The organism is Streptomyces pseudovenezuelae (assembly GCF_001513955.1).
Classification (GTDB): Bacteria; Actinomycetota; Actinomycetes; order Streptomycetales; family Streptomycetaceae; genus Streptomyces; species Streptomyces pseudovenezuelae.
On sequence record NZ_KQ948146.1, the window covers coordinates 883,133 to 905,587 of the forward strand.

Sequence of the window (22,455 nt, forward strand, 5' to 3'; positions counted from 1 at the left end):
GAGCCGGCCACATGCGAAGGTCCCGCGCCGACAAGCGCCTGACACCGACAGGAGGCCCCCGCCGCCGGCTCCGGCGACCACAGCCCTGCTCGACCCTCGCGCCTGGTGAGCACCGAAGCCCTTGCGCACGGCCCCCAACCGATTCGGCCTCCGCGAGCCCGCCACCCCCGAGCGCCCCGCGCCGACAAGCGCCTGACAGCGAGAGACGGCGGTGCCCCCGGCACCGGGGGGCCGCCGTCCCCGCGTACGCGACGGCGATCGAGGCAACCCACGAAGCCCCCACGCACCCGCCGACGACCGGGGCTACCCCTCGAAGCCGCCCCTGCACCCGCCGACAAGTAAGGGCACCCCCAAAGCTCCCCCACCCCCAAGCACCCGCCGACAACCAGGGCCCCCGGGAAGCCCCACCCTCTCTCCCCCCGTATCCGCCGACGGCCACGCAGTCCCCCCTCACCCCCTCCTCACCCCCTCCTCACCGGAATCTCAGCCGGCAACCCGGCGATTCAAAGGATCAGCCAAGGTGCGGGGCGCACGATGCACCCGCAAGGGCGGATATCCCAGAAAGGCCTGCAGTGGGCGACTCGCACATATCGAACCGGTCCGGGCAGTCGGAGAAGTGGTCCCGGCGCGGGATCCTCGCCGCGCTCGGCGCCGTACCGGCCACGACCCTGCTGACGGGGTGCGGGAGCGGTTCGGCGGATGCCTCGCAGGGGTCGTCGGCGACCGCGTCCGTACGGGCGGCGACCAGGAAGGCTGTCGTCAAGGTCACCCCGGCCGACGGCACCACGAAGGCCGACTTCACCGCCCCTGTCGAGGTCACCGTCACCGACGGAACCCTCGCCTCGGTGAAGGTGACCGGCAACGACGGCTCCACGCTGGACGGGTCCTACAACAAGGCCAGGACGACCTGGACCTCGTCGAGGAACCCGTACTCGGGCACCAGGTACACGGTCGCGGTCGCGACACAGGGCGGCACCCAGGAGACGGCGGCCTTCACCACGAAGTCACCCGGCGAGACCTTCGTGGGCTACTTCACCCCCGAGGCGGGCTCCACCTCCGGCGTCGGCATGCCGGTGTCGATCAACTTCACCCATGCCGTGTCCGACAGGGCCGCCGTCCAGAAGGCGATCACCGTGACCGCGGAGCCCGCCGTGGAGATCGTGGGCCACTGGTTCAGCGACACCCGGCTCGACTTCCGGCCCGAGACCTACTGGGCGCCCGGCACGACGATCACGCTCGGTCTGCGGCTCAGGGACGTCCAGGGCACGGACGGCGTCTACGGCGTCCAGTCGAAGGACGTCACCTTCCACATCGGCCGCCGGCAGATCAGCACGGTCGACCTCGCCACCAAGCAGATGGTCGTCGAGCGGGGCGGCGAGACGATCGCCACCTACCCGGTCAGCGGCGGCGACCCGGACCACACCACATGGTCCGGGATCATGGTGATCAGCGAGCGGTTCAAGCAGACCCGCATGGAGTCCTCGACGGTCGGGCTCGGCGACGAGTACGACATCTCCGACGTCCCGCACGCCCAGCGCCTGACCACGTCCGGCACCTTCGTGCACGGCAACTACTGGGCGGCCGACTCGGTGTTCGGCAGCCGCAACACCAGCCACGGCTGCGTCGGCCTGCACGACGCCAAGGGCGCGAACGACAGCTCCGTGGATGGCTACAAGTTCTACGAGAGCTCCCTGCTCGGCGACGTCGTGATCGTGAAGAACTCCGGGGAGAGGACCGTGGAACCGTCGAACGGCCTCAACGGCTGGAACCTGTCGTGGTCGGACTGGAAGGCCGGCAGTGCGGTCCAGTAGTCATCGGGCTGGAAGGCCGGCAGGGCGGTCCAATAGTCATCGGACTCGCAGGCCGGCAGCGCGGCCCAGTCGTCACAGGAGCCTGGCGAGCGCGGCCTCTGAGGGGCTTCCCGGCGCCGCCTGGTAGACGATGATCACCTGCTGCTCCGCGCCCCCGACGATGAGCGCCTGCCGCCGCAGCGCCAGCTCGCCGACGGCCGGGTGCGCGAAGCGTTTGAGCTCGTCGCGGGAGGGCCGCGCGTCGTGCCGGGCCCACAGGCGGTGGAAGTCCTCGTCCGTCTCCAGCTCGGCGACCAGCGCCCCGACCCGGGGATCGCGCGGGTCGGCCTCGGCGCGCAGGGCGGCGGCGGTCTGCGCGGCGATCTCGGGCCAGTCGGGGAACAGTTGCCGGGCCGCCGGGTCGAGGAACATGTCCCGGGCCAGGTTGTGTCCCGGCTCGTACATCGGGGCGAGCGCGCGGGCCCACTTGTTGGCGGCCAGCACGTCGAACCGCCGGTCGCGCACATACGCCGGGGTGCCCGCCCACGCGTCGAGCAACTGGTGCACGTCCGGGGCGACTTCGGTCTCCGCGGGGCGTGCGGGGCCGGGCGTGGGCGCGGCGAGCGCGAACAGGTGCGCACGGGCGTCGTCGTCCAGTTCCAGCGCCCGTGCGAGCGCCCGCAGCACCTGCGGCGACGGATGCTGGTCGACGCCCTGCTCCAGCCGGGTCAGATAGGGCTCGCTGATGCCGGCGAGCCGGGCCAGCTCGTCGCGGCGCAGTCCCGCGACCCGGCGCCTGCCGTGGTCGGGCAGCCCCGCACGCGCGGGCGGGACCCTGCCCCGCCGGGCCTTCAGGAACTCTCCGAGCGCGTTGTCGGCCGCCATGGCGGAAGGGTAACCCTGCGGGGGTGCTGGCTGCCGTCCGGCCGAACGCGCAGGGTCGAGGGCATGACGAAGACATGGTTCATCACCGGCGCGTCCCGCGGCTTCGGCCGGATCTGGGCCGAGGCCGCACTGTCCCGAGGCGACCGCGTGGCCGCCACCGCCCGCCGCCCCGAGTCCCTGAAGCCCCTCGCCGGCTCCTACGGCGACGGCGTCCTGCCGCTCACCCTCGACGTCACCGACCGGACGGAAGCCTTCGCCGCGGTCCGACGGGCCGCCGACACCTTCGGGCGCCTCGACGTGGTCGTCAACAACGCGGGCTACGGCCTGTTCGGCATGGTCGAGGAGACCACCGAGGCACAGGCCCGCGCCCAGCTGGACACCAACGTGCTCGGCCCACTGTGGGTGACCCAGGCGGCCCTGCCGGTCCTGCGCGCCCAGGGCGCCGGGCACATCCTGCAGGTGTCCAGCCTCGGCGGCCTGGCCGCCTTCCCCTCCCTCGGCCTGTACAACGCCTCCAAGTGGGCGCTGGAGGGCATGAGCGAGGCGCTTGCCCAGGAGGTCGGCCCGCTCGGCATCCGCGTCACGATCGTCGAACCCGGCCCGTACGGCACCGACTGGTCCGGTTCCTCCGCGGTGCACACCGAGCCCATCGACGCCTACGACCCGGTCCGCGCGGCACGCCGGGCCGGGGCCTCGGCCCGCGCACCCCAGGACCCCGCGGCCACCGCCGAGGTCGTCCTCGAACTCGTCGACACCGACGAACCACCCCTGCGGCTCTTCCTCGGCACGTACCCCTATCCCGTCGTCGAGGCGGCCTACCGGCAGCGCCTGGACACCTGGGACGCGTGGCGCGAGCTCGCCGCGAGGGCGTGAGCCGGCACTCCGTCGGGGCGAGCCCCCCGGCCGGAGGCGCCCCGGACTCGGCACCCGAGGCACCCGAGGCACCCGACGCCCGCTCACCGCCCGGGGCCGACCAGCGCACACGACCCGCCCCGTGTCGGGGCCCGGCCGAAGACGGCATCTCCGCTCGGCAGGGGCCCCGCGTCGCCTTCACCCGCTGAACTCACCTGCGGCGCAGCGACTTTCACTGTTTCACCTCTTGACGACCGGAGTGGCCGAGAGCACATTGGGCGCACTTTGAGAGCGCTCTCAGAGTGCACTCGAAGCGCATCCGCACCCCCACCCCGTACCCGAGAGGCACCCCCATGAGCGAAACCTCCGGCATACCCAGACGGCGACGGGTCCTCGTCGCCGTGCTGAGCACCCTCGGCCTGGCCGCCGCCCTCGCGACGGCCGCCACCCTCCCCGCCGACGCCTCCGCCCCCACACCCCCCACGGGCTGGTCGCAGGTCTTCCTCGACGACTTCAACGGCTCCGCGGGGACCGGTGTCTCCACCTCCAACTGGCAGTACGCGACCGGGACTTCCTACCCCGGCGGCCCCGCCAACTGGGGTACCGGCGAGGTCGAGACGATGACCAACAGCACCAGCAACGTGGCGCTGGACGGCAACGGCAACCTGCGGATCACCCCGCTCCGCGACTCGGCCGGCCGATGGACCTCGGGCCGTATCGAGACCAACCGCACCGACTTCCAGCCCCCGTCCGGCGGCAAACTGCGCGTCGAGGCCCGCATCCAGATGCCCAACGTCACCGGCACCGCGGCCGAGGGCTACTGGCCGGCGTTCTGGGCGCTGGGCGCGCCCTACCGCGGCAACTACCAGAACTGGCCGGGCGTCGGCGAGCTGGACATCATGGAGAACGTCCAGGGCATGAACCGGGTGTGGGCCACGATGCACTGCGGCACCAACCCGGGCGGCCCGTGCAACGAGACGACCGGCATCGGCAACAACGTCCCCTGTCCGGGCTCCACCTGCCAGTCCGGCTTCCACACCTACACGATGGAGTGGGACCGCTCGGTGAGCCCCGAGACGATCCGCTTCCTGGTGGACGGCACCCAGTTCCACTCGGTCAACGCGAGCCAGGTGGACGCCACCACCTGGGCCAACGCCACCCAGCACGGCTTCTTCGTCATCCTCAACGTGGCGATGGGCGGCGCCTTCCCTGACGCGTTCGGCGGCGGTCTCGACTCCGGCACCCAGTCCGGCGTCCCCATGGTCGTGGACTACGTCCAGGTGCTGTCGGCGAGTGGGAGCGGTACCACGCCGCCGTCCACCGGGGGCGTCGACGCCTACGGCACCATTCAGGCGGAGTCGTACACCAGCCAGAGCGGTGTCGGCACCGAGACCACGACCGACACCGGCGGCGGCCAGAACATCGCGTCCCTCGCCAACGGCGACTGGGCGCTCTACCAGAACGTCAACTTCGGCTCCACCGCGGCGACTCAGTTCGTCGCGCGGGTGGCGAGCGGCGCGGCGGGCGGGGTCAGCGGCCTGGTCGAGGTGCGCCTGGACAGCCGTACCGCCACCCCGATCGGCAGCTTCGCCCTCGCCAACACCGGTGGCTGGCAGTCCTGGAGAACGGTCCCGGCCAACATGAGCTCCGTCACCGGCACCCACAACGTCTATCTGACCTTCACCAGCGGCCAGCCGGCCGACTTCGTGAACGTGAACTGGTTCACCTTCGGTCACTGACAGGCTGCTTCAGTCGCCGCCAGGCCGCCTTGCCGAGCCGAGGCACGACAGTTGTCACGGAGGCGGGTCTGTTGTCGCCAGAGTTTGCTCCGGTGGCGGCAGACCGGCTCCGACCAGCCGACGCGACCATTACCGACGTCGAACTATCGAAGAATCCGCTGGGCAGATCGCGAAAGCAGACTCACGTTCGAGGTGGCGGCAACCGGCGCTGTTTTCGTGCGGTTAGCAATTCAACCAAATCCTGTGTCGAGATGCGGGAAACGCATGGCGGACAGAGACTGGACGTAGAAGCTCTGGCCAGACTTCGGCGGAGCCTCTGGGGGCACACGGCACAGAAACTCGGCTCGGGCAACTGGCGAGTCGACAGGTGCCCATGTGCAATACGGGAAATTTGCAGCACGTCGACGGGTGAGTGACATGACGGACGCTTCGAACAAAAGCAGCGCGGAAGAACTGGCCCAGCAGGTCATGCCCACGATCCTGGAACTGCAGAGGGTTCTTGTCGAGGGGTCGAGAAACGCTCTCGGGACCGGAAGTGAACGGATGGCCGGCATCGTGAGCCTCACCTCCTGCACCTCCCACAGTTGCCACGGAGTGGCCGAAAGGTAGGGACACCACCGACACCAACGTTCCCCTGGGGACTCACTTTTCCGTCCCCTGACGGTCGACGGACTGTCCCCGGGGGAGCTGCGCGGGATGGCATCCTCATCAGCCCGGAGGAGTCGGACATGCAGAGTTGGGAAGAATTGTACTTTTATTCCCAGTACGATTCGCGGTGGTTCGAAAGCCCAACGAGGTACCAGCCTTCGTCAGAATTCCTGGATCTCTACCAGCGCCTGGCTCCGGCCGATTGGAATGTTCGTCGGGATGGGATCTGGTACGGTGCATCGCCGTCCCAGTTTCAACTACCCCGTCAGGGATGGAAGATACACGTATCAGTTCGGCCACAGGAAGCCTTGAAGTGCCTGGAGCGAGCCCTCCCCCTCCTCTTCGACGCCTCAACACCGTTCAAGTTCCTGGTAGACACGAAGACCGTCACATCGGTGAACGGAAAACTGTGGCCCAGACAATCCGGCGGAAAGTGCATAACCATATACCCGCCGAACATGAAAGAATTCACCCGACTGGGGAACAGGCTCAAAGAGGAACTTCTGGACTTCACGGGCCCTTACATTCTCTCTGACCGCCGGTGGCCTGGTTCATCCTGCGTCCACTATCGCTACGGAGGCTTCCAGCCCGTTTCAGTCCTTCAGATAGACGGAAGCCGACGCTTTGTCATACGCGATCCAGACGGCGGTTACGTGCCGGACACACGCCACCCCTTTTGGGATCCCCCGCATTGGGTGACAGACCCCCTGGTTGCTCCAGAATCCCAAGAGCACATGGAATACGTCAGTAATCCGACTCTGCTCAACGAGCGATTCGCGGTGACCTCCGCTCTGACTTTCACCAACCGAGGCGGAGTTTATCTCGCAGACGACCTGGCCACCGACACCACGGTCGTCATCAAAGAGGCGCGTCCAGAGATCCTCATCGGCACGCACGCAATCGACTCCGTGGCACTATTGGCAAAGGAGTATCGGATCCTGGAGCAACTCTCCGATTGCGAGTTGTTCGTCAAACCTGTCACCATGTTCGAAGACCGCGGGCACGCTTTTCTGGTTGAAGAGTTCATACCAGGTGAGCATCTCGGTCGCTTCACCATACGAAGTAATCCGCTGTACCACGGAAACATCACTCGTGAGACGCTGAGCGAATACTACTCCAGTACACGTCGACTGTGGCTTCAGATAGCTCAGGCGATCGACTTTTCTCACACGAACGGAATAGTCATCGGTGACATTTCCTACGGAAATGTCATGCTGGCTGACGGCGATAAAGCCATCTGTTTCGTCGATCTCGAATGCGCAACCGAAGACGGTATAGATCAGCCGGTGGGACTTCACACGCCAGGCCTGGTCACAGGACAGGCTGTACGCGAAGGGGTGAACGATCGCGCCAGTGACGTCTACGCCTTGGGCGCCATTATGTTCGGAAGCATAATGCTGGCCAACGGTGTTTCCGAGTTGCACCCGCCTTCGCTCCAGCGATTCCTATCCGACCTGGTAGAGGATCTAGGATTGTCGGACCGATTCATCGACTTGGTTGTTCACTTGATGAGCGAATCGAGTGCGGGCCGCGTTCCCGACATGAAGGGAGTCCTCTCGGAAATAGAACAGATGCCGATACTGCAAGAAGGTCCCTCAAGCCCTCGGTTGGTCAAGCCGAGCCACAGACCGGTCGACACGTCACCGAACGATGTGATCGAACCCGAACCCGACGACAGCCATCGTGCTCTTGCCCTGGCCGCTCGCGCTGCCGGACTCTCCTATGTGGTGAACACTGCCGACCTGCAGCGGAAGGACAGACTGTTTCCAGCCGATCCAGCGGTGTTCGAGACCAACCCACTCTCGATCTCACATGGGGCGGCCGGAGTACTGCACGCGCTCCATTATGCAGGCCGGCCAATTCCCCAGCCATTCCTGTCGTGGCTGTTGAGTCATGACATCGACAACGGCCGCTATCCGCCCGGTCTGTACATGGGGCAGGCGGGGATCGCATGGGTACTGCAAGAACTGGGACACCCTGAAGAGGGCGTGGAACTGCTGCGGCGCGCCCGTCGGCACGAACTGCTGCACACATCTCCCAATATAATGCACGGCGATTCCGGATACGGCCTTGCCTGCCTGAAATTCTGGGCGGCAGGCCTGGGGGAAGAATTCCTTTCCGAGGCCGAACAAACGGGACGCCACCTCATGGACTCATGTCAGCACAGCAGGGAGGGAATCTACTGGGTCGACTCCTCGGGCACCGTCCCCATCGGCTATGCATTCGGGAGCAGTGGGATATCCCTGTTCCTGCTGTACCTGTCACAAGCGATCGAGGACGAGCAGGTTTTCGAGGCGGGCCGTGCCGCACTGAATCACGACCTGGGGTACGCGATGCACAACGGCGGAGAGTTCCTGGGATTCCCCGCCCTGGCGCCAGAGGATGACGAGCTGGGTGGGGTTGTGGCCAGATGCTACTGGGATTATGGATCGGCGGGAATCCTCACGCCGCTAGTCCGCTACCTGGCGGTGAATCCGGACCCAGCCCTCTCCCACTGGTTCGGGCAGCTCACCGAAAACGTTTCACACAAGTACGCCGTATTCCCTCAGATGTTCCATGGGCTCGCAGGCATGGGAAATGCTCTTCTTGACGCATGGTACTTCACGCATGACCCCCAGTATCGCAAGGCGGCATGGAGAGTGGCGGAGGGAGTGCTCTTGTTTCGTGTCGATCGCCCTGAGGGCGCAGGCTTCCCCGGCGAGCAGGCGATGCGCGAGAGTTCCGATTTTGCAACCGGCGCAGCCGGGGTTGCTCTTTTTCTCGATCGGCTGATCAAGTCAGACACCGGTTTTCCGGAAAATTTCAATTTCGTGGTGGACGAATTGCTGAGGTCTTGCCGACCGCCGACGTCCGCTGGTCAATTGGCCTGACAGACGGATGAGGTCCCGCGGGACAGCCTCGTGTCACCCCAAGTCTCGTGTCACCCCAGATAGGCCGGGGCGACCGCGGAGGTCATCAGGCGGTGGGCCGTGCCGGTGCCGTCGGCGGGTACGGTCCACAGGTCGGAGCCGTAGTCGCCGGGGAGGGCGTAGACGAGGGTGTCGTCGTCGGCCCACAGTGCCTGGTCGTCGATGTCGCGCGACTCGGCGGTCGCGGTCTCCTTCATGGTGCGCAGGTCCAGGACGTACAGCCGCCAAGGGGCGTCGGGAGAGAGCCCCTTGACGCGCTTCTTGTAGGCGACGCGGGTGCCGTCGGGTGAGAGGGAGGGGCATTCGACGTTGCGGTGCAGGGTGGTGAGGGTGCGTGCGGTCACGTCGCCCCGCACGAGATACGTCCGGCCGCCGGTCGCCAGCGTGGCGTAGAAGCGGTTGTCGTCGGCGAAGGTGACGCCCCAGACGTTGGTGTCGGCGGCGTGGTACGTGCGGCCGTCCTTGACGATGTGGAAGGTCTCCAGGTTGTCGTCGATCGCCCAGGTACGGGTGTCCACGACGGCCGTGCGGGTGGAGAAGTTCGGTCCGGCGTACGAGTCCCCGCTGACGAACACCGTCCAGGCGACCATGTGTCCCGAGGGCGAGACCCGGGCCCGGGTGGGGATGCCGGCCGCCGGGAAGCGGTGGCGTTCGCGCAGGTGCGCGTCGAGCACCACCGCGCGGTAGGTGTCCTCCAGCGCGCCGTGCACGGCCTGGAGGCAGATGCCGGTGCCGGCCGCCGCGTGGAAGCGCAGGCACTTCACCCCCGAGGCGGTGCGCGGGCCCTCGGGATCGTCGGCGGGCACGGTGGCGATCTCGTCGCGGTGCGGGCCCCAGGCGAGATTGCGCACCAGCAGGCGGCGTCCGGCCGTGGGGCGGAGCGAGACGGTGCCGGCCCGTACGGTCGGTCCGTCCGCCTGCTGCCGGTCCCTCATGCCCGAGCGGTGGGCGGCGTACAGCACCGAGCCGGTGCCGACGGCACCGAGCAGCAGGACGGCGACGAGCAGGGTCACCAGACGGGGCGTTCGGGTCACGCGGGCACCTCGTCGGGGGTGGGGGTCTCGGCCGTGCCGCGCAGGACGAACACGGCCACGACGGCGCTGACGGCCAGCGCGGCCGCGGTGACGGCGAGCGCGGTCCGCCCGCCCCACAGGCTCCAGGCCGCGCCGAAGGCGAGCGAGCAGGCGAACCGGGCCAGCGCCTGCCCGGTGCCCACCAGCGCCTGCCCGGCGCCCTGGTGCCGGGCGGGGACGACCGCGGCGGTGGCGGCCGCGAGCACTCCGTCGGTGGCCGCGTAGAAGGTGCCGTGCAGCACGAGGACGGCGATCACGGCCGGGACACCGTGCCACGGCGAGAGCACCAGGCCGTAGCCGAGCAGCAGGACACCGTGGCCGGCCAGGAAGAGCAGGCGGCGGCTGACGCGGTCGGCGAGCGCGCCGAGCGGCACGGCGAGCAGCAGGAAGCAGGCGGCGGTGCCCAGCGGCAGCAGCGGGAACAGGTGGGCGGGGAGGTTCCCCTCGCGCTGGAGCAGCAGATAGAGGAAGGAGTCGCTGACGGTGGTCAGGCCGAGCAGGGCCGCGCACACGGTGAGGCGGCGCAGTTCAGGACGCCGCAGCAGGCCGATCGCCTCACGCAGTTGTGGCGGGCGGACCGGCTCGGGCGGTGGCGGCCGTCGTACGGCGTCGGCGGGGGCGTCGATGCGGCGGGGCACGAAGAGCACCAGCACCAGGACGCCGAGTACGGCGACGCAGCCGCTGACCGCGAAGACCGCGTCGTAGCCGTCGACGGTGGCCCGCAGGACGGCGAAGGCGACGAGCGGGCCGAGCAGCGCGCCGGTGGTGTCCATGGCACGGTGGACACCGAACGCCCGTCCCCTGTGGGCGGGTTCGGTCGCCAGCGAGATCATCGCGTCCCGCGGGGCGGTGCGCAGTCCCTTGCCGGTCCGGTCGACAGCGAGCACCGCGCTGAGCACGGGCAGGGTGTGGGCGAGGAGCAACAACGGCTTGCACAGGGCCGACAGACCGTAGCCGAGGCCCGCCACGACCTTGTGGCGGCGGCCGCCCCGGTCGGCGAGGTGGCCGCCGGCCAGCCGGACGAGGGCGCCGACGCCGTTGTTGATGCCGTCGAGGAGGCCGAAGCCGAGGGGCGAGAGGCCGAGGCCCGCGACCACGTACAGCGGCAGGACGGCCGTGACCATCTCCGAGGAGACGTCCGTGATCAGGCTGACCGCGCCCAGCGCCAGCACGGTGGAGGGCACGGCGGCCGGCCGCCGCACCGGAGGGGTGTCCGGTACGACGGCGGCCTCGGTGCCGCGGGAACCCGTGCTCCGGGAGTCCGCGAGGTACACGGGCGTCAGTTCCAGATGCCGGTGATGTCGGCGGCGGAGGCGGCGTTGCCCGCGTGGGCGCTCAGACCCGCCAGGTCCTCCACCGTGCGCAGCACGTTGTAGTGGTTGTAGGTGGTGGAGCTGGTGCTGCCCGGGGTGACGTGCTGCCCGTAGAACAGGGTGGGGATGCGGTTGCCGGAGAGCTTGTTGTCCTCGTCGAAGGTGACGGCGAGGATGCTGTTGTGGGTCTTGGCCCACGTGGCGTAGGCGCCCAGGTTGTTCTTGATCCAGGTGTCGCCCGTGGAGACCGAGCAGTCGTGCATGTCGCTGCACAGGTTCGGGACCACGAAGGACACCTTGGGCAGGGTCGTGTAGTCGGTCGGGAACTGCGCGAAGGTCTTCGCGGTGCTGGTCGGCACGTTGGAGAAGCCGAACCACGGGTTGTGCTTCTGCGCGTAGTCGCCGCTGCTGCAGGTCGTCGAACCCTGGCTGGGCAGCGACTCGTTGTAGCTCGCCCAGGTCTTGCCCGCGGCGATGAGCTCGGAGGCGAGGTTGGGCTTGTTGATCGAGCCGACGCTCACGCAACTGTCGTCGGTGCGGCCCTGGTTGGAGCCGGAGAAGAGCATGTAGTAGTTCGGCTCACTGGGGTGGGTGAGGCCGTAGGACTGGGTGAGGTCGGCGCCACCCGCCTTGAGGGTGCTGTTGAGGTACGGGGCGCTGGAGCTTCCGATGACCTGCGAGTAGGCGTGGTTCTCCATCACCACGACCACGACGTGGTCGGGGGCGGGGAGAGCGGCTGCCTCGGCGGTGGAGGCCGTCGCGGCCCACACGCCGATCGAGGTGGCGGTGAGGGCGAGGGCTCCGGCGAGTGCGGAGAGGGAACGTCGGTTGCGCTGCGGTGCCTTGACGGCGGCCATGACTGTCCTCCGGACAGAGGTGACGGACGTTCGGGGGGAGCGGCGCCGCAACCCTAGGAGCTCTCGGCCGGGTCCACGTGAAGGCCGGGCGAACCGTGGGCCCCACCGGGCAAAGATCACCCCACGCACAGGTCATGCACAGCAAAGGGAGGGTCAAGTGAGCGTCGGACGGGCCCGGTTCGACCGGGTCACATCCACCCTCACCCATGACGCAGGGCCCGTTGCCCTCGGGATCGGTCAGCACGAGATGGTCTGCGTGGTGCCGTCGAAGAAGATGTCACGCAGTCGGGCCAACTCGATCCGCTCCTACAGAAGTTCCGTCCGGAACGCCGCCGGTGTCATGTCGGTGTGCTGATGGAAGAACTTGGAGAAGTTCGCGGCGTCGGGAAACCCCACCGCCGCCCCCACCCGCCCGATCGGCAGGTCGGTGTGGGCCAGCAGCCGCTTCGCCTCCAGCACGACCCGCTTGTCGATGAACCCCTTGGGGGTCTCCCCCGTGGCGGCCCGCACCGCGCGCACCAGGGTCCGGCGGGAGTATCCCAGCGCGTCGGCGTAGGCGCTGACACTGTGGTTCGTGGCGAAGTCCTTCTCGACCGCGTCCCGGAACAGGGTGAACGTCGACTCGGCCCGCCGCCCCGCCTCCGCCGAACTCGCCGCGAGGTGGGCAAGCCGCAGCAGGAACGCCGTCAACGCGTGCCGCAGGACCGAGGTGTGCAGGCTCAGCGGCAGGGTCGACGTGTCCTCGTACTCCCGCTGCAGCAGGGCCACGGAGGCCTGGAGTCCCGCCAACTGGGCGTCGGAGGGGCGCAGCAGCGGCGGGAGGTCGTAGCGGTAGAGCCCGGTCGCCTCCACGGTGGCCCGCGGCAGGAAGCCCGGCTGCATGGTCAGGACGGTTCCGCGGTACTCGCTCGTCGGTGAGAAGCGGTGGACCTGGCCCGGGCGGATCCACAGCAGGTCGCCCGCGGCCGCCTCGTACTCGGCGAAGTCGATCATGTGGCGGACGGGTCCGGCGTCGAAGAGCATCACCACATGGAAGTCGATGCGGTGCACGCGCTCCAACGGGGCATCCGCGTGCCAGGTGCGTCCGGCTCCCATCGGGCCGACCTGCATGCCGACTCCGCACACGCTCAGCTCGCTGGGGAAGGGGAACGTTCTGATCCCGTCCACTGTGCCGTCACCGTCTCCACCTTGGATGGAGCCTTGGGATGTTCTGTCCGCCATGTCCTGCTCGTGCCGCCTGCCTGGAGCGTTCCGTGTCCCACTTTCACCACAGGCTGGCACACCGTGACCTTCCCCCGTAAAAGTCAGACTTTTAAGTTTGAACACGTCAGGCCAGCTTTCCCGCTCCGATCGAGGATTTCTTGAAGATGAGCACGCAGACACCGGACAGCTTCGAATGGACCGACCTCGACCGTCGCGCCGTCGACACGGCCCGCCTCCTGGCGGCCGATGCCGTGCAGCAGGTCGGAAACGGCCACCCTGGCACCGCGATGGCCCTGGCCCCGGCGGCGTACACGATCTTTCAGAAGGTGATGCGTCACGACCCCGCCGATCCCGAGTGGACCGGCCGTGACCGCTTCGTCCTCTCCCCCGGGCACACCTCGCTGACGCTCTACACCCAGCTCTACCTCTCCGGGTACGAGCTGGAGCTCGACGACCTCAAGGCCTTCCGCACCCACGGCTCCAAGACGCCCGGCCACCCCGAGTACGGGCACACCGCCGGCGTCGAGACCACCACCGGCCCGCTCGGCCAGGGTGTCGCCAACGCCGTCGGCATGGCGATGGCCGCCCGCTACGAACGCGGCCTCTTCGACCCCGAGGCTCCGGAGGGCGAGTCGCCCTTCGACCACACCATCTGGGCGATCGTCTCCGACGGCGACCTTCAGGAGGGCATCTCCGCCGAGGCCTCCTCCCTCGCCGGCCACCAGAAGCTCGGCAACCTGGTCTTCCTCTACGACGACAACCACATCTCCATCGAGGGCGACACCGCCACCGCGTTCTCGGAGGACGTGCTGAAGCGGTACGAGGCCTACGGCTGGCACACCCAGCGCATCGAGCCCGGCGCCGACGGCGACATCGACGTACACGCCCTGTACGCGGCCCTGAAGACCGCCCAGGCCGAGACGGAGCGCCCCTCGATCATCGCGATGCGCACGATCATCGCCTGGCCCGCCCCGAACGCGCGGAACACCGAGGCCGCCCACGGCTCCGCGCTCGGCGCCGACGAGGTCGCCGCGACCAAGCGCCTCCTCGGTTTCGACCCGGACCGGAGCTTCGAGGTCGCGGACGAGGTCATCCGTCACACCCGTCTGGCCCTGGACCGGGGCGCCGACGCGCACGCGGCCTGGGACAAGCAGATCTCCGTGTGGCGCGGTGAGCAGCCCGAGCGGGCCGAGCTCTTCGACCGGGTCGTCGCCGGCCAGCTCCCCGAGGGCTGGGAGTCCGCGATCCCGGTGTTCGAGGAGGGCACGTCCGTCGCCACCCGTGCCGCCTCCGGCAAGATCCTCCAGGCGCTCGGTCCGGTGCTGCCCGAGCTGTGGGGCGGCTCCGCCGACCTCGCCGGGTCGAACAACACCACCATCGACAGGACGAGCTCCTTCCTCCCGAAGGACAACGCGCTGCCGGAGGCCGACCCGTACGGCCGTACCGTCCACTTCGGAATCCGCGAGCACTCGATGGCCGCCGAGATGAACGGCATCGCGCTGCACGGCAACACACGGATCTACGGCGGCACCTTCCTGGTGTTCTCCGACTACATGCGCAACGCCGTGCGCCTGTCGGCGCTGATGCAGCTGCCCGTCACCTACGTCTGGACGCACGACTCCATCGGCCTGGGCGAGGACGGCCCGACCCACCAGCCGGTCGAGCACCTCGCGTCCCTGCGCGCCATCCCGGGCCTGAACGTCGTCCGCCCGGCCGACGCCAACGAGACCGCCACCGCCTGGGCCGAGATCCTGCGCCGGCACGCCACCGACCCGGCCCCGCACGGCCTCGCGCTGACCCGCCAGGGCGTCCCGACGTACGCCCCGAACCCGGACGCGGCCAGGGGCGGTTACGTGCTGCGGGACTCCTCCACCGAGGCCCCGGACGTCGTCCTCATCGCCACCGGCTCCGAGGTCCAGCTCGCCGTCGCCGCGCGGGAGCGGCTGGAGGCGGAGGGGGTCGGCACCCGGGTGGTGTCGATGCCGTCCGTGGAGTGGTTCGAGGAGCAGCCGCGGGAGTACCGGGAGAGCGTCCTTCCGCCGTCCGTGCGAGCCCGCGTCGCAATCGAGGCCGGTATCGGTCTCACGTGGTACCGCTTCACAGGTGACGCAGGACGCATCGTCTCCCTCGAACACTTCGGCGCCTCCGCCGACGCCAAGACCCTGTTCGCCGAGTACGGCTTCACCCCCGAGAACGTCGTCGCGGCCGCCAGGGAATCCCTCGCCGCCGCGCGTGGTTGATCCGACCGCCAGAAAGAAGATGATCACTGTGACCGAAGCGACCGCGACCGCGGGAGCACTCAAGCGCCTGTCCGACGAGGGCGTCTCCATCTGGCTGGACGACCTCTCGCGCCGGCGGATCGAGTCCGGGAACCTCGCCGAACTCGTCGCCACCCGGCATGTCGTCGGCGTCACCACCAATCCGTCCATCTTCCAGGCCGCGATCGGCTCCGGAGAGGGCTACGAGGAGCAGTTGGCCGACCTCGCCACCCGGGGCGTGACGGTCGACGAGGCCGTACGCATGATGACGACGGCCGACGTGCGCGCCGCCGCTGACGTGCTGCGTCCGGTGCACGAGGCCACCGGCGGGCGGGACGGCCGGGTCTCCATCGAGGTCGACCCCCGGCTCGCCCACGACACGCGGGCGACGGTCGCCGAGGCCAAGCAGCTCGCCTGGCTGGTGGACCGCCCCAATGTCATGATCAAGATCCCGGCGACGAAGGCCGGGCTCCCGGCGATCACCGAGGTCATCGGCCTCGGGATCAGCGTCAACGTCACGCTGATCTTCTCCCTGGAGCGCTACCGCGAGGTCATGGACGCCTACCTGGCCGGTCTGGAGAAGGCCGCGAAGAACGGCCTCGACCTCTCCACGATCCACTCCGTCGCCTCCTTCTTCGTCTCCCGGGTCGACTCCGAGATCGACAAGCGGCTCACGGTCCTCGGCACGGAGAAGGCCCTCGCGCTCAAGGGACGGGCGGCGCTCGCCAACGCGCGGCTCGCCTACCAGGCGTACGAGGAGGTCTTCGGCGGTGAGCGCTGGACCTCCCTCGGCGGAGCCCGCGCCAACAGGCAGCGCCCGCTGTGGGCCTCGACCGGCGTGAAGGACCCGTCCTACAAGGACACGCTCTACGTCGACGACCTGGTCGCGCCCGGCACGGTCAACACCATGCCCGAGGCCACGCTGAACGCCACCGCCGACCACGGCGTGATCACCGGCGACACGGTGACCGGCGGCTACGCGCAGGCCCGCGCCGACCTGGCCGCCGTGGAGGCGCTGGGGATCTCGTACGACGAGGTGGTGCGGCAGCTGGAGGACGAGGGTGTCGCCAAGTTCGAGGCGGCCTGGCAGGAGCTGCTGGACGCCGTGACCAAGTCGCTGAACAGCAAGGGAGTGGACGCGGAATGACCATCACCGCCGACTGGGAGAACCCCCTGCGCGACGAGCGCGACCGGCGTCTGCCCCGGATCGCCGGGCCCTCCGGGCTCGTCATCTTCGGAGTCACCGGCGACCTGTCCCGCAAGAAGCTGATGCCGGCCGTCTACGACCTCGCCAACCGCGGCATGCTCCCGCCGGGCTTCTCGCTCGTCGGGTTCGCCCGCCGGGACTGGGAGGACGAGGACTTCGCGCAGATCGTGCACGACTCCGTGCGCGAGCACGCGCGGACCGAGTTCCGTGAGGAGGTCTGGCAGCAGCTCGCCGAGGGGATGCGGTTCATCCCGGGCGACTTCGACGACGACACGGCCTTCAAGCAGCTGCGCCAGACCGTCGAGGACCTGGACAAGGCCCGCGGCACCAGCGGCAACTACGCCTTCTACCTCTCCGTACCGCCGAAGTTCTTCCCGAAGGTCGTCCAGCAGCTCAAGAAGCACGGGCTGGCCAACGCGCCCGAGGGGTCCTGGCGGCGGGCGGTCATCGAGAAGCCGTTCGGCCGCGACCTGAAGAGCGCCCGCGAGCTCAACGCCCTGGTGCACGACGTGTTCGAGCCGGACCAGGTGTTCCGCATCGACCACTACCTGGGCAAGGAGACCGTCCAGAACATCCTGGCGCTGCGCTTCGCCAACCAGATGTACGAGCCCATCTGGAACCGGTCGTACGTGGACCACGTCCAGATCACGATGGCCGAGGACATCGGCATCGGCGGCCGGGCCGGCTACTACGACGGCATCGGCGCCGCCCGTGACGTCATCCAGAACCACCTGCTCCAGCTCATGGCGCTCACCGCCATGGAGGAGCCGGCCGCCTTCGACGCCGAGTCGCTGCTGACCGAGAAGCTGAAGGTCCTCAGGGCCGTGAAGCTGCCGGAGGACCTCGGCAAGCACACCGTGCGCGGCCAGTACGCGGGCGCCTGGCAGGGCGGCGAGAAGGTGCTCGGGTACCTGGAGGAGGACGGCATCGACCGGACCTCCACCACCGACACGTACGCGGCCGTCAGGCTGAACGTGGACAACCGCCGCTGGGCGGGCGTCCCCTTCTACCTGCGCACCGGCAAGCGCCTGGGCCGCCGGGTCACCGAGATCGCCGTCGTCTTCCAGACGGCCCCGCACTCGCCCTTCGACTCCACGGCCACCGAGGAGCTGGGCTCCAACGCGATCGTCATCCGGGTGCAACCGGACGAGGGCATGACGGTCCGGTTCGGTTCGAAGGTGCCGGGCACCTCGATGGAGATCCGGGACGTAACGATGGACTTCGCCTACGGCGAGTCGTTCACGGAGTCCAGCCCGGAGGCGTACGAGCGGCTCATCCTGGATGTCCTCCTCGGTGACGCCAACCTGTTCCCGCGTCACCAGGAAGTGGAAGAGTCCTGGAAGATCCTCGACCCGATCGAGGAGCACTGGGCGAACCACGGCCGTCCGGCGCAGTACGCGTCGGGTACCTGGGGACCCGAGGAAGCCGACGAGATGCTCGCACGAGACGGACGGAGCTGGCGCAGGCCATGAAGATCGACCTGACCGACACCACGGCAAGCAAGATCAACAAGGCGCTGGTGCAGGGTCGCCGCGCCATCGGAACCCCCGCCGTGGGCATGGTCCTGACGATGGTGATCGTCACGGACGAGGAGAACGCCTACGACGCGATCAAGGCGGCCGAGGAGGCCTCGCACGAGCACCCCTCGCGCACCCTGGTCGTCATCAAGCGGCACGCCCGCACCCCGCGCGACCGCACCAACTCGCACCTCGACGCCGAGGTCCGGGTGGGCGCCGACGCCGGCACCGGCGAGACGGTCATCCTGCGGACGTACGGCGAGGTCTCCGACCACGCCGACTCCGTCGTGCTGCCGCTGCTGCTGCCCGACGCCCCGGTCGTCGTGTGGTGGCCGGTGGACGCGCCGGAGAACCCGGCCAAGGACCCGCTGGGCGCGCTGGCCCAGCGCCGGATCACCGACCTGTACGCCGTCGAGAACCCCCTCGACGTCCTCGCGGCCCGGGTCCGCTCCTACGCGCCCGGCGACACCGACCTGGCCTGGACCCGGCTGACGCCGTGGCGCTCGATGCTGGCGGCGGCCCTCGACCAGGCCCGTGCGGAGATCATCTCCGGGGCCGTGGAGGCCGAGGCCGACAACCCGGCCGCCGAACTGCTCGCGCGCTGGCTGGAGGCGCGGCTGAAGGTGAAGATCGACCGTGTGGTCACCGCCGGTCCGGTCGTCACCGCCGTCCGCCTGGGCACCGCGGGCGGCGAGGTCGTCATCGACCGTCCCGAGGGCCCGCTGGCCACGCTGTCCCTGCCGGGCCAGCCCTCCCGCACCCTCGCGCTGAAGGTCCGCTCCACCTCCGAACTCATCGCCGAGGAGCTCCGCCGCCTCGACGCCGACGAGATGTACGCCGTGGCCCTGCGGGGCGAGGGAGGGCCCGATGGATCCGGCCGGTCCTGAGGTGCCGTACCTCCCGGCGGCCGACGCCGCCGGGGGTACTCCCCGCGGGGGACCGCGTGCCAGGCCCCGCCCCGTCGGAAAGATCCATCAGACGCCCTCTCCGGGCACCAAGGAGACCCCTGCTCATGTCTGACTCCCCTCTTCTGACGCGCCGCCCCGAGTGGACGGCCCTGGAGGACCACCGTGCCGAGCAGCACGCGCATCTGCGTGACCTGTTCGCCGACGATCCCGGGCGCGCGGAGCGGTACGTGGTGCGCGTCGGCGATCTGCGCATCGACTACTCCAAGCACCTGATCACCGACGAGACCCTGGCCCTGCTCCAGGAACTGGCCACCGCCACCGATGTGTTCGGGCTGCGCGACGCCATGTTCCGCGGCGAGAAGATCAACACGACCGAGGACCGGGCGGTGCTGCACACCGCGTTGCGCGCCCCCGCGGGAGCGGTGGTCGAGGTCGACGGCGAGAACGTCGTGCCCCGCGTGCACGCCGTCCTCGACAAGATGAGCGACTTCGCGAACCGGGTCCGCTCCGGCGAGTGGACCGGCCACACCGGCAAGCGGATCAAGAACGTCGTCAACATCGGCATCGGTGGCTCGGACCTCGGTCCCGCGATGGCGTACGAGGCCCTGCGGGCCTACACGGCACGGGAGTTGACCTTCCGTTTCGTCTCCAACGTGGACGGCGCCGACCTGCACGAGGCGGTGCGGGACCTGGACCCGGCGGAGACCCTGTTCATCGTCGCGTCCAAGACCTTCACCACGATCGAGACGATCACCAACGCCACCTCGGCCCGCACCTGGCTGCTGGAGGGCCCGGACGGTCTGCGGGACGACAAGGCCGTCGCGAAGCACTTCGTCGCCCTGTCGACCAACGCCGAGAAGGTCACGGACTTCGGTATCGACCCGGACAACATGTTCGAGTTCTGGGACTGGGTCGGCGGCCGTTACTCCTACGACTCGGCGATCGGCCTCTCCCTGATGATCGCCATCGGCCCGGACCGGTTCCGGGAGATGCTCGACGGCTTCCGGATCGTCGACGAGCACTTCCAGAACGCGCCCGCCGAGGCCAACGCCCCGCTGCTCCTGGGCCTGTTGGGCGTCTGGTACGGCAACTTCCACGGCGCCCAGTCACACGCCGTACTGCCCTACTCCCACTACCTGTCGAAGTTCACCGCCTATCTCCAGCAGCTGGACATGGAGTCCAACGGCAAGTCGGTGGACCGGGACGGCAACCCGGTGGAGTGGCAGACCGGCCCGGTGGTGTGGGGCACGCCCGGCACCAACGGACAGCACGCCTACTACCAGTTGATCCACCAGGGCACCAAGCTCATCCCCGCCGACCTGATCGGCTTCGCCCGTCCGGTCGACGAACTGAGCGACGAACTCAAGGCCCAGCACGACCTGTTGATGGCCAACCTGTTCGCCCAGGGGCAGGCGCTCGCCTTCGGCAAGACCGCCGAGGAAGTACGCGCGGAGGGGGTTGCCGAGGAGCAGGTGGCCCACCGCACCTTCCAGGGCAACCACCCGACCACGACCGTCCTGGCACGCGCGCTGACGCCCTCGGTGCTGGGCCAGCTCATCGCCCTCTACGAGCACAAGGTGTTCGTCCAGGGCGCGATCTGGAACATCGACTCCTTCGACCAGTGGGGCGTCGAGCTCGGCAAGGTCCTCGCCAGGCGCGTCGAGCCCGCCCTGACCGAGGGCGCCGACGTCCCCGGTCTCGACCCCTCCACCACCGCCCTCGTGGCCGCCTACCGTGAACTGAAGGAAGTGCACTGACATGCAGTTGGGACTCATCGGCCTGGGCAAGATGGGCGGCAACATGCGCGAGCGCATCCGCCGCGCCGGCCACACCGTCGTCGGCTACGACCGCAACCCCGAAGTCTCCGACGTGGCGAGCCTCGCCGAGCTGGTCGACAAGCTCGAAGCCCCGCGCGTGGTCTGGGTGATGGTGCCGGCCGGCGGCGCCACCCAGTCCGTCGTCGACGAGCTCGGCGGTCTCCTGTCCCCCGGTGACACCGTGGTCGACGGGGGCAACTCCCGCTGGACGGACGACGAGAAGCACGCCGAGGAGCTGGGCGCCAAGGGCATCGGCTTCGTCGACGCCGGTGTCTCGGGCGGCGTGTGGGGCCTCCAGAACGGCTACGCCCTGATGGTGGGCGGCGACAAGGAGCACGTCGAGCGGCTCCAGCCGATCTTCGAGGCGCTCAAGCCCGAGGGGCCGTACGGCTATGTCCACGCGGGCAAGGTCGGCGCCGGGCACTTCTCCAAGATGGTCCACAACGGCATCGAGTACGCCATGATGCAGGCGTACGCCGAGGGCTGGGAGCTGCTGGAGAAGGTCGAGTCGGTGGACAGCGTGCGGGAGGTGTTCCGCTCCTGGCAGGAGGGGACCGTCATCCGCTCCTGGCTGCTGGACCTCGCGGTCAACGCCCTCGACGAGGACGAGCACCTGGACAAGCTCAAGGGCTACGCCGAGGACTCCGGCGAGGGCCGCTGGACCGTGGAGGCGGCCGTGGACAACGCGGTGCCGCTGCCCACGATCACCGCGTCGCTGTTCGCCCGGTTCGCGTCCCGCCAGGACGACTCCCCGCAGATGAAGATGATCGCGGCGCTGCGCAACCAGTTCGGCGGGCACGCCGTCGAGTCGAAGAAGTAGGCGCGCCGTGGGGGATCTCCTTCTGGTCCGCCACGGTGAGACGGAGTGGAGCGTGTCGGGACAGCACACCAGCTGGACCGACCTGCCCCTCACCCAGCACGGCGAGGAACAGGCCAAGTCACTCGCTCCGCTCCTCTCGGACCGGACCTTCTCGCTCGCGCTGACCAGCACCCTGGACCGCGCGATACGCACCGCCGAACTGGCGGGCATCACCGGGGCCCTGACCGACCCCGACCTCCACGAGTGGGACTACGGCGCCTACGAGGGCGTCACCACCGTCGACATCCACCGCACCCGGCCCGACTGGAACCTGTGGACCGACGGGGTCCCGCCCGGCCCGGACGGACACCCCGGCGAGGCGCCCGAGGAGGTCGGCCGCCGCGCCGACCGGGTCCTCGCCCGCGTGGATGCCGCCCTGCCCGAGGGGGATGTGGTCCTCGTGGCCCACGCCCACTTCCTGCGGGTCCTGACGGCCCGCCGGCTGGGGCTCCCCCCGGCGGACGGCAGGCTGTTCCAGCTGGCGACCGGCACGGTGAGCCGGCTGTCGACGGAACACGACCGACCGGTGATCGCGGAGTGGAACACCAGGACCTAGCACGGCAGTTGTGGACGGCCCGGGAGCACAGGCTCCCGGGCCGTCGTCGTCGGCAGGGCCGGTT

Annotated in this window: 16 protein-coding genes; 11 read left to right on the forward strand and 5 right to left on the reverse strand. The window is 69.1% G+C overall.

The window, feature by feature from the left end; translation table 11 throughout:
• The first annotated feature begins 572 nt into the window (after positions 1–572).
• Positions 573–1,811 carry a L,D-transpeptidase gene (locus tag AQI94_RS16095; RefSeq protein WP_031049472.1) on the forward strand — a complete coding sequence of 413 codons (1,239 nt, stop codon included), beginning with the start codon at positions 573–575 and terminating at the stop codon, positions 1,809–1,811.
• Between the two features lie 72 nt (positions 1,812–1,883).
• On the opposite strand, the gene AQI94_RS16100 is transcribed toward AQI94_RS16095, so the two are convergent.
• Complete coding sequence (locus AQI94_RS16100) at positions 1,884–2,675, reverse strand: helix-turn-helix transcriptional regulator (protein WP_031049470.1); 792 nt, start codon at positions 2,673–2,675, stop codon at positions 1,884–1,886.
• A 63-nt stretch (positions 2,676–2,738) separates the two neighbouring features.
• Here AQI94_RS16100 and AQI94_RS16105 point away from each other — a divergent pair, with 63 nt between their 5' ends.
• The 3 genes from AQI94_RS16105 to lanKC all read left to right on the forward strand — a co-directional run bounded on the left by AQI94_RS16105 (position 2,739) and on the right by lanKC (position 8,784).
• Positions 2,739–3,548 carry an SDR family NAD(P)-dependent oxidoreductase gene (locus tag AQI94_RS16105; protein ID WP_031049467.1) on the forward strand — a complete coding sequence of 270 codons (810 nt, stop codon included), beginning with the start codon at positions 2,739–2,741 and terminating at the stop codon, positions 3,546–3,548.
• Positions 3,549–3,880: 332 nt separating this feature from the next.
• Complete coding sequence (locus tag AQI94_RS16110; RefSeq protein WP_031049464.1) at positions 3,881–5,266, forward strand: glycoside hydrolase family 16 protein; 1,386 nt, start codon at positions 3,881–3,883, stop codon at positions 5,264–5,266.
• A 728-nt stretch (positions 5,267–5,994) separates the two neighbouring features.
• The gene (lanKC, locus tag AQI94_RS42790) at positions 5,995–8,784 is read left to right on the forward strand and encodes a class III lanthionine synthetase LanKC (protein WP_078902816.1); all 2,790 of its coding nucleotides are present in this window, start codon (positions 5,995–5,997) and stop codon (positions 8,782–8,784) included.
• Between the two features lie 50 nt (positions 8,785–8,834).
• Here lanKC and AQI94_RS16130 read toward each other — a convergent pair whose 3' ends face one another.
• The 4 genes from AQI94_RS16130 to AQI94_RS16145 all read right to left on the reverse strand — a co-directional run bounded on the left by AQI94_RS16130 (position 8,835) and on the right by AQI94_RS16145 (position 13,287).
• On the reverse strand, positions 8,835–9,857 hold the full coding sequence (locus AQI94_RS16130) for a TolB family protein (protein ID WP_031049460.1): 1,023 nt from the start codon (positions 9,855–9,857) through the stop codon (positions 8,835–8,837).
• Complete coding sequence (locus AQI94_RS16135; RefSeq protein WP_062229775.1) at positions 9,854–11,170, reverse strand: MFS transporter; 1,317 nt, start codon at positions 11,168–11,170, stop codon at positions 9,854–9,856. The genes AQI94_RS16130 and AQI94_RS16135 overlap by 4 nt, the downstream gene beginning before the upstream one ends.
• A 5-nt stretch (positions 11,171–11,175) precedes the next feature.
• A complete protein-coding gene (locus AQI94_RS16140) occupies positions 11,176–12,066 on the reverse strand; it encodes an alkaline phosphatase family protein (RefSeq protein ID WP_031061137.1) in 891 nt (296 codons plus the stop codon).
• Positions 12,067–12,372: 306 nt separating this feature from the next.
• A complete protein-coding gene (locus tag AQI94_RS16145) occupies positions 12,373–13,287 on the reverse strand; it encodes a helix-turn-helix transcriptional regulator (protein ID WP_031061140.1) in 915 nt (304 codons plus the stop codon).
• A 146-nt stretch (positions 13,288–13,433) separates the two neighbouring features.
• Here AQI94_RS16145 and tkt point away from each other — a divergent pair, with 146 nt between their 5' ends.
• From tkt to AQI94_RS16180, 7 genes are all read left to right on the forward strand, one after another.
• Positions 13,434–15,509, forward strand: coding sequence for a transketolase (tkt, locus tag AQI94_RS16150; protein WP_031061143.1), 2,076 nt, complete (start codon positions 13,434–13,436; stop codon positions 15,507–15,509).
• Between the two features lie 19 nt (positions 15,510–15,528).
• Positions 15,529–16,674, forward strand: coding sequence for a transaldolase (tal, locus tag AQI94_RS16155; RefSeq protein WP_031061145.1), 1,146 nt, complete (start codon positions 15,529–15,531; stop codon positions 16,672–16,674).
• A complete protein-coding gene (zwf, locus tag AQI94_RS16160; RefSeq protein ID WP_031061148.1) occupies positions 16,671–18,206 on the forward strand; it encodes a glucose-6-phosphate dehydrogenase in 1,536 nt (511 codons plus the stop codon). The genes tal and zwf overlap by 4 nt, the downstream gene beginning before the upstream one ends.
• A complete protein-coding gene (gene opcA, locus AQI94_RS16165) occupies positions 18,203–19,138 on the forward strand; it encodes a glucose-6-phosphate dehydrogenase assembly protein OpcA (protein WP_031061150.1) in 936 nt (311 codons plus the stop codon). Before zwf ends, opcA begins: the two co-directional genes overlap by 4 nt.
• Positions 19,139–19,263: 125 nt before the next feature.
• Positions 19,264–20,916, forward strand: coding sequence for a glucose-6-phosphate isomerase (gene pgi / locus AQI94_RS16170; RefSeq protein ID WP_062229776.1), 1,653 nt, complete (start codon positions 19,264–19,266; stop codon positions 20,914–20,916).
• Position 20,917: 1 nt separating this feature from the next.
• Positions 20,918–21,796: a phosphogluconate dehydrogenase (NAD(+)-dependent, decarboxylating) gene (gnd, locus tag AQI94_RS16175; RefSeq protein ID WP_031052939.1), complete on the forward strand. Its 879-nt coding sequence runs from the start codon at positions 20,918–20,920 to the stop codon at positions 21,794–21,796.
• A 7-nt stretch (positions 21,797–21,803) separates the two neighbouring features.
• A complete protein-coding gene (locus AQI94_RS16180; RefSeq protein ID WP_031052940.1) occupies positions 21,804–22,391 on the forward strand; it encodes a histidine phosphatase family protein in 588 nt (195 codons plus the stop codon).
• The last annotated feature ends 64 nt before the right edge of the window (positions 22,392–22,455 follow it).

Coding starts and splice junctions, on each gene's coding strand:
- AQI94_RS16105 (WP_031049467.1), top strand. CDS start 2,739: ATGACGAAGACATGGTTCATCACCGGCGCGTCCCGCGGCTTCGGCCGG.
- tkt (WP_031061143.1), top strand. CDS start 13,434: ATGAGCACGCAGACACCGGACAGCTTCGAATGGACCGACCTCGACCGT.
- pgi (WP_062229776.1), top strand. CDS start 19,264: ATGTCTGACTCCCCTCTTCTGACGCGCCGCCCCGAGTGGACGGCCCTG.
- opcA (WP_031061150.1), top strand. CDS start 18,203: ATGAAGATCGACCTGACCGACACCACGGCAAGCAAGATCAACAAGGCG.
- AQI94_RS16100 (WP_031049470.1), bottom strand. CDS start 2,675: ATGGCGGCCGACAACGCGCTCGGAGAGTTCCTGAAGGCCCGGCGGGGC.
- tal (WP_031061145.1), top strand. CDS start 15,529: ATGATCACTGTGACCGAAGCGACCGCGACCGCGGGAGCACTCAAGCGC.
- AQI94_RS16110 (WP_031049464.1), top strand. CDS start 3,881: ATGAGCGAAACCTCCGGCATACCCAGACGGCGACGGGTCCTCGTCGCC.
- AQI94_RS16140 (WP_031061137.1), bottom strand. CDS start 12,066: ATGGCCGCCGTCAAGGCACCGCAGCGCAACCGACGTTCCCTCTCCGCA.
- lanKC (WP_078902816.1), top strand. CDS start 5,995: ATGCAGAGTTGGGAAGAATTGTACTTTTATTCCCAGTACGATTCGCGG.
- gnd (WP_031052939.1), top strand. CDS start 20,918: ATGCAGTTGGGACTCATCGGCCTGGGCAAGATGGGCGGCAACATGCGC.
- AQI94_RS16145 (WP_031061140.1), bottom strand. CDS start 13,287: ATGGCGGACAGAACATCCCAAGGCTCCATCCAAGGTGGAGACGGTGAC.
- zwf (WP_031061148.1), top strand. CDS start 16,671: ATGACCATCACCGCCGACTGGGAGAACCCCCTGCGCGACGAGCGCGAC.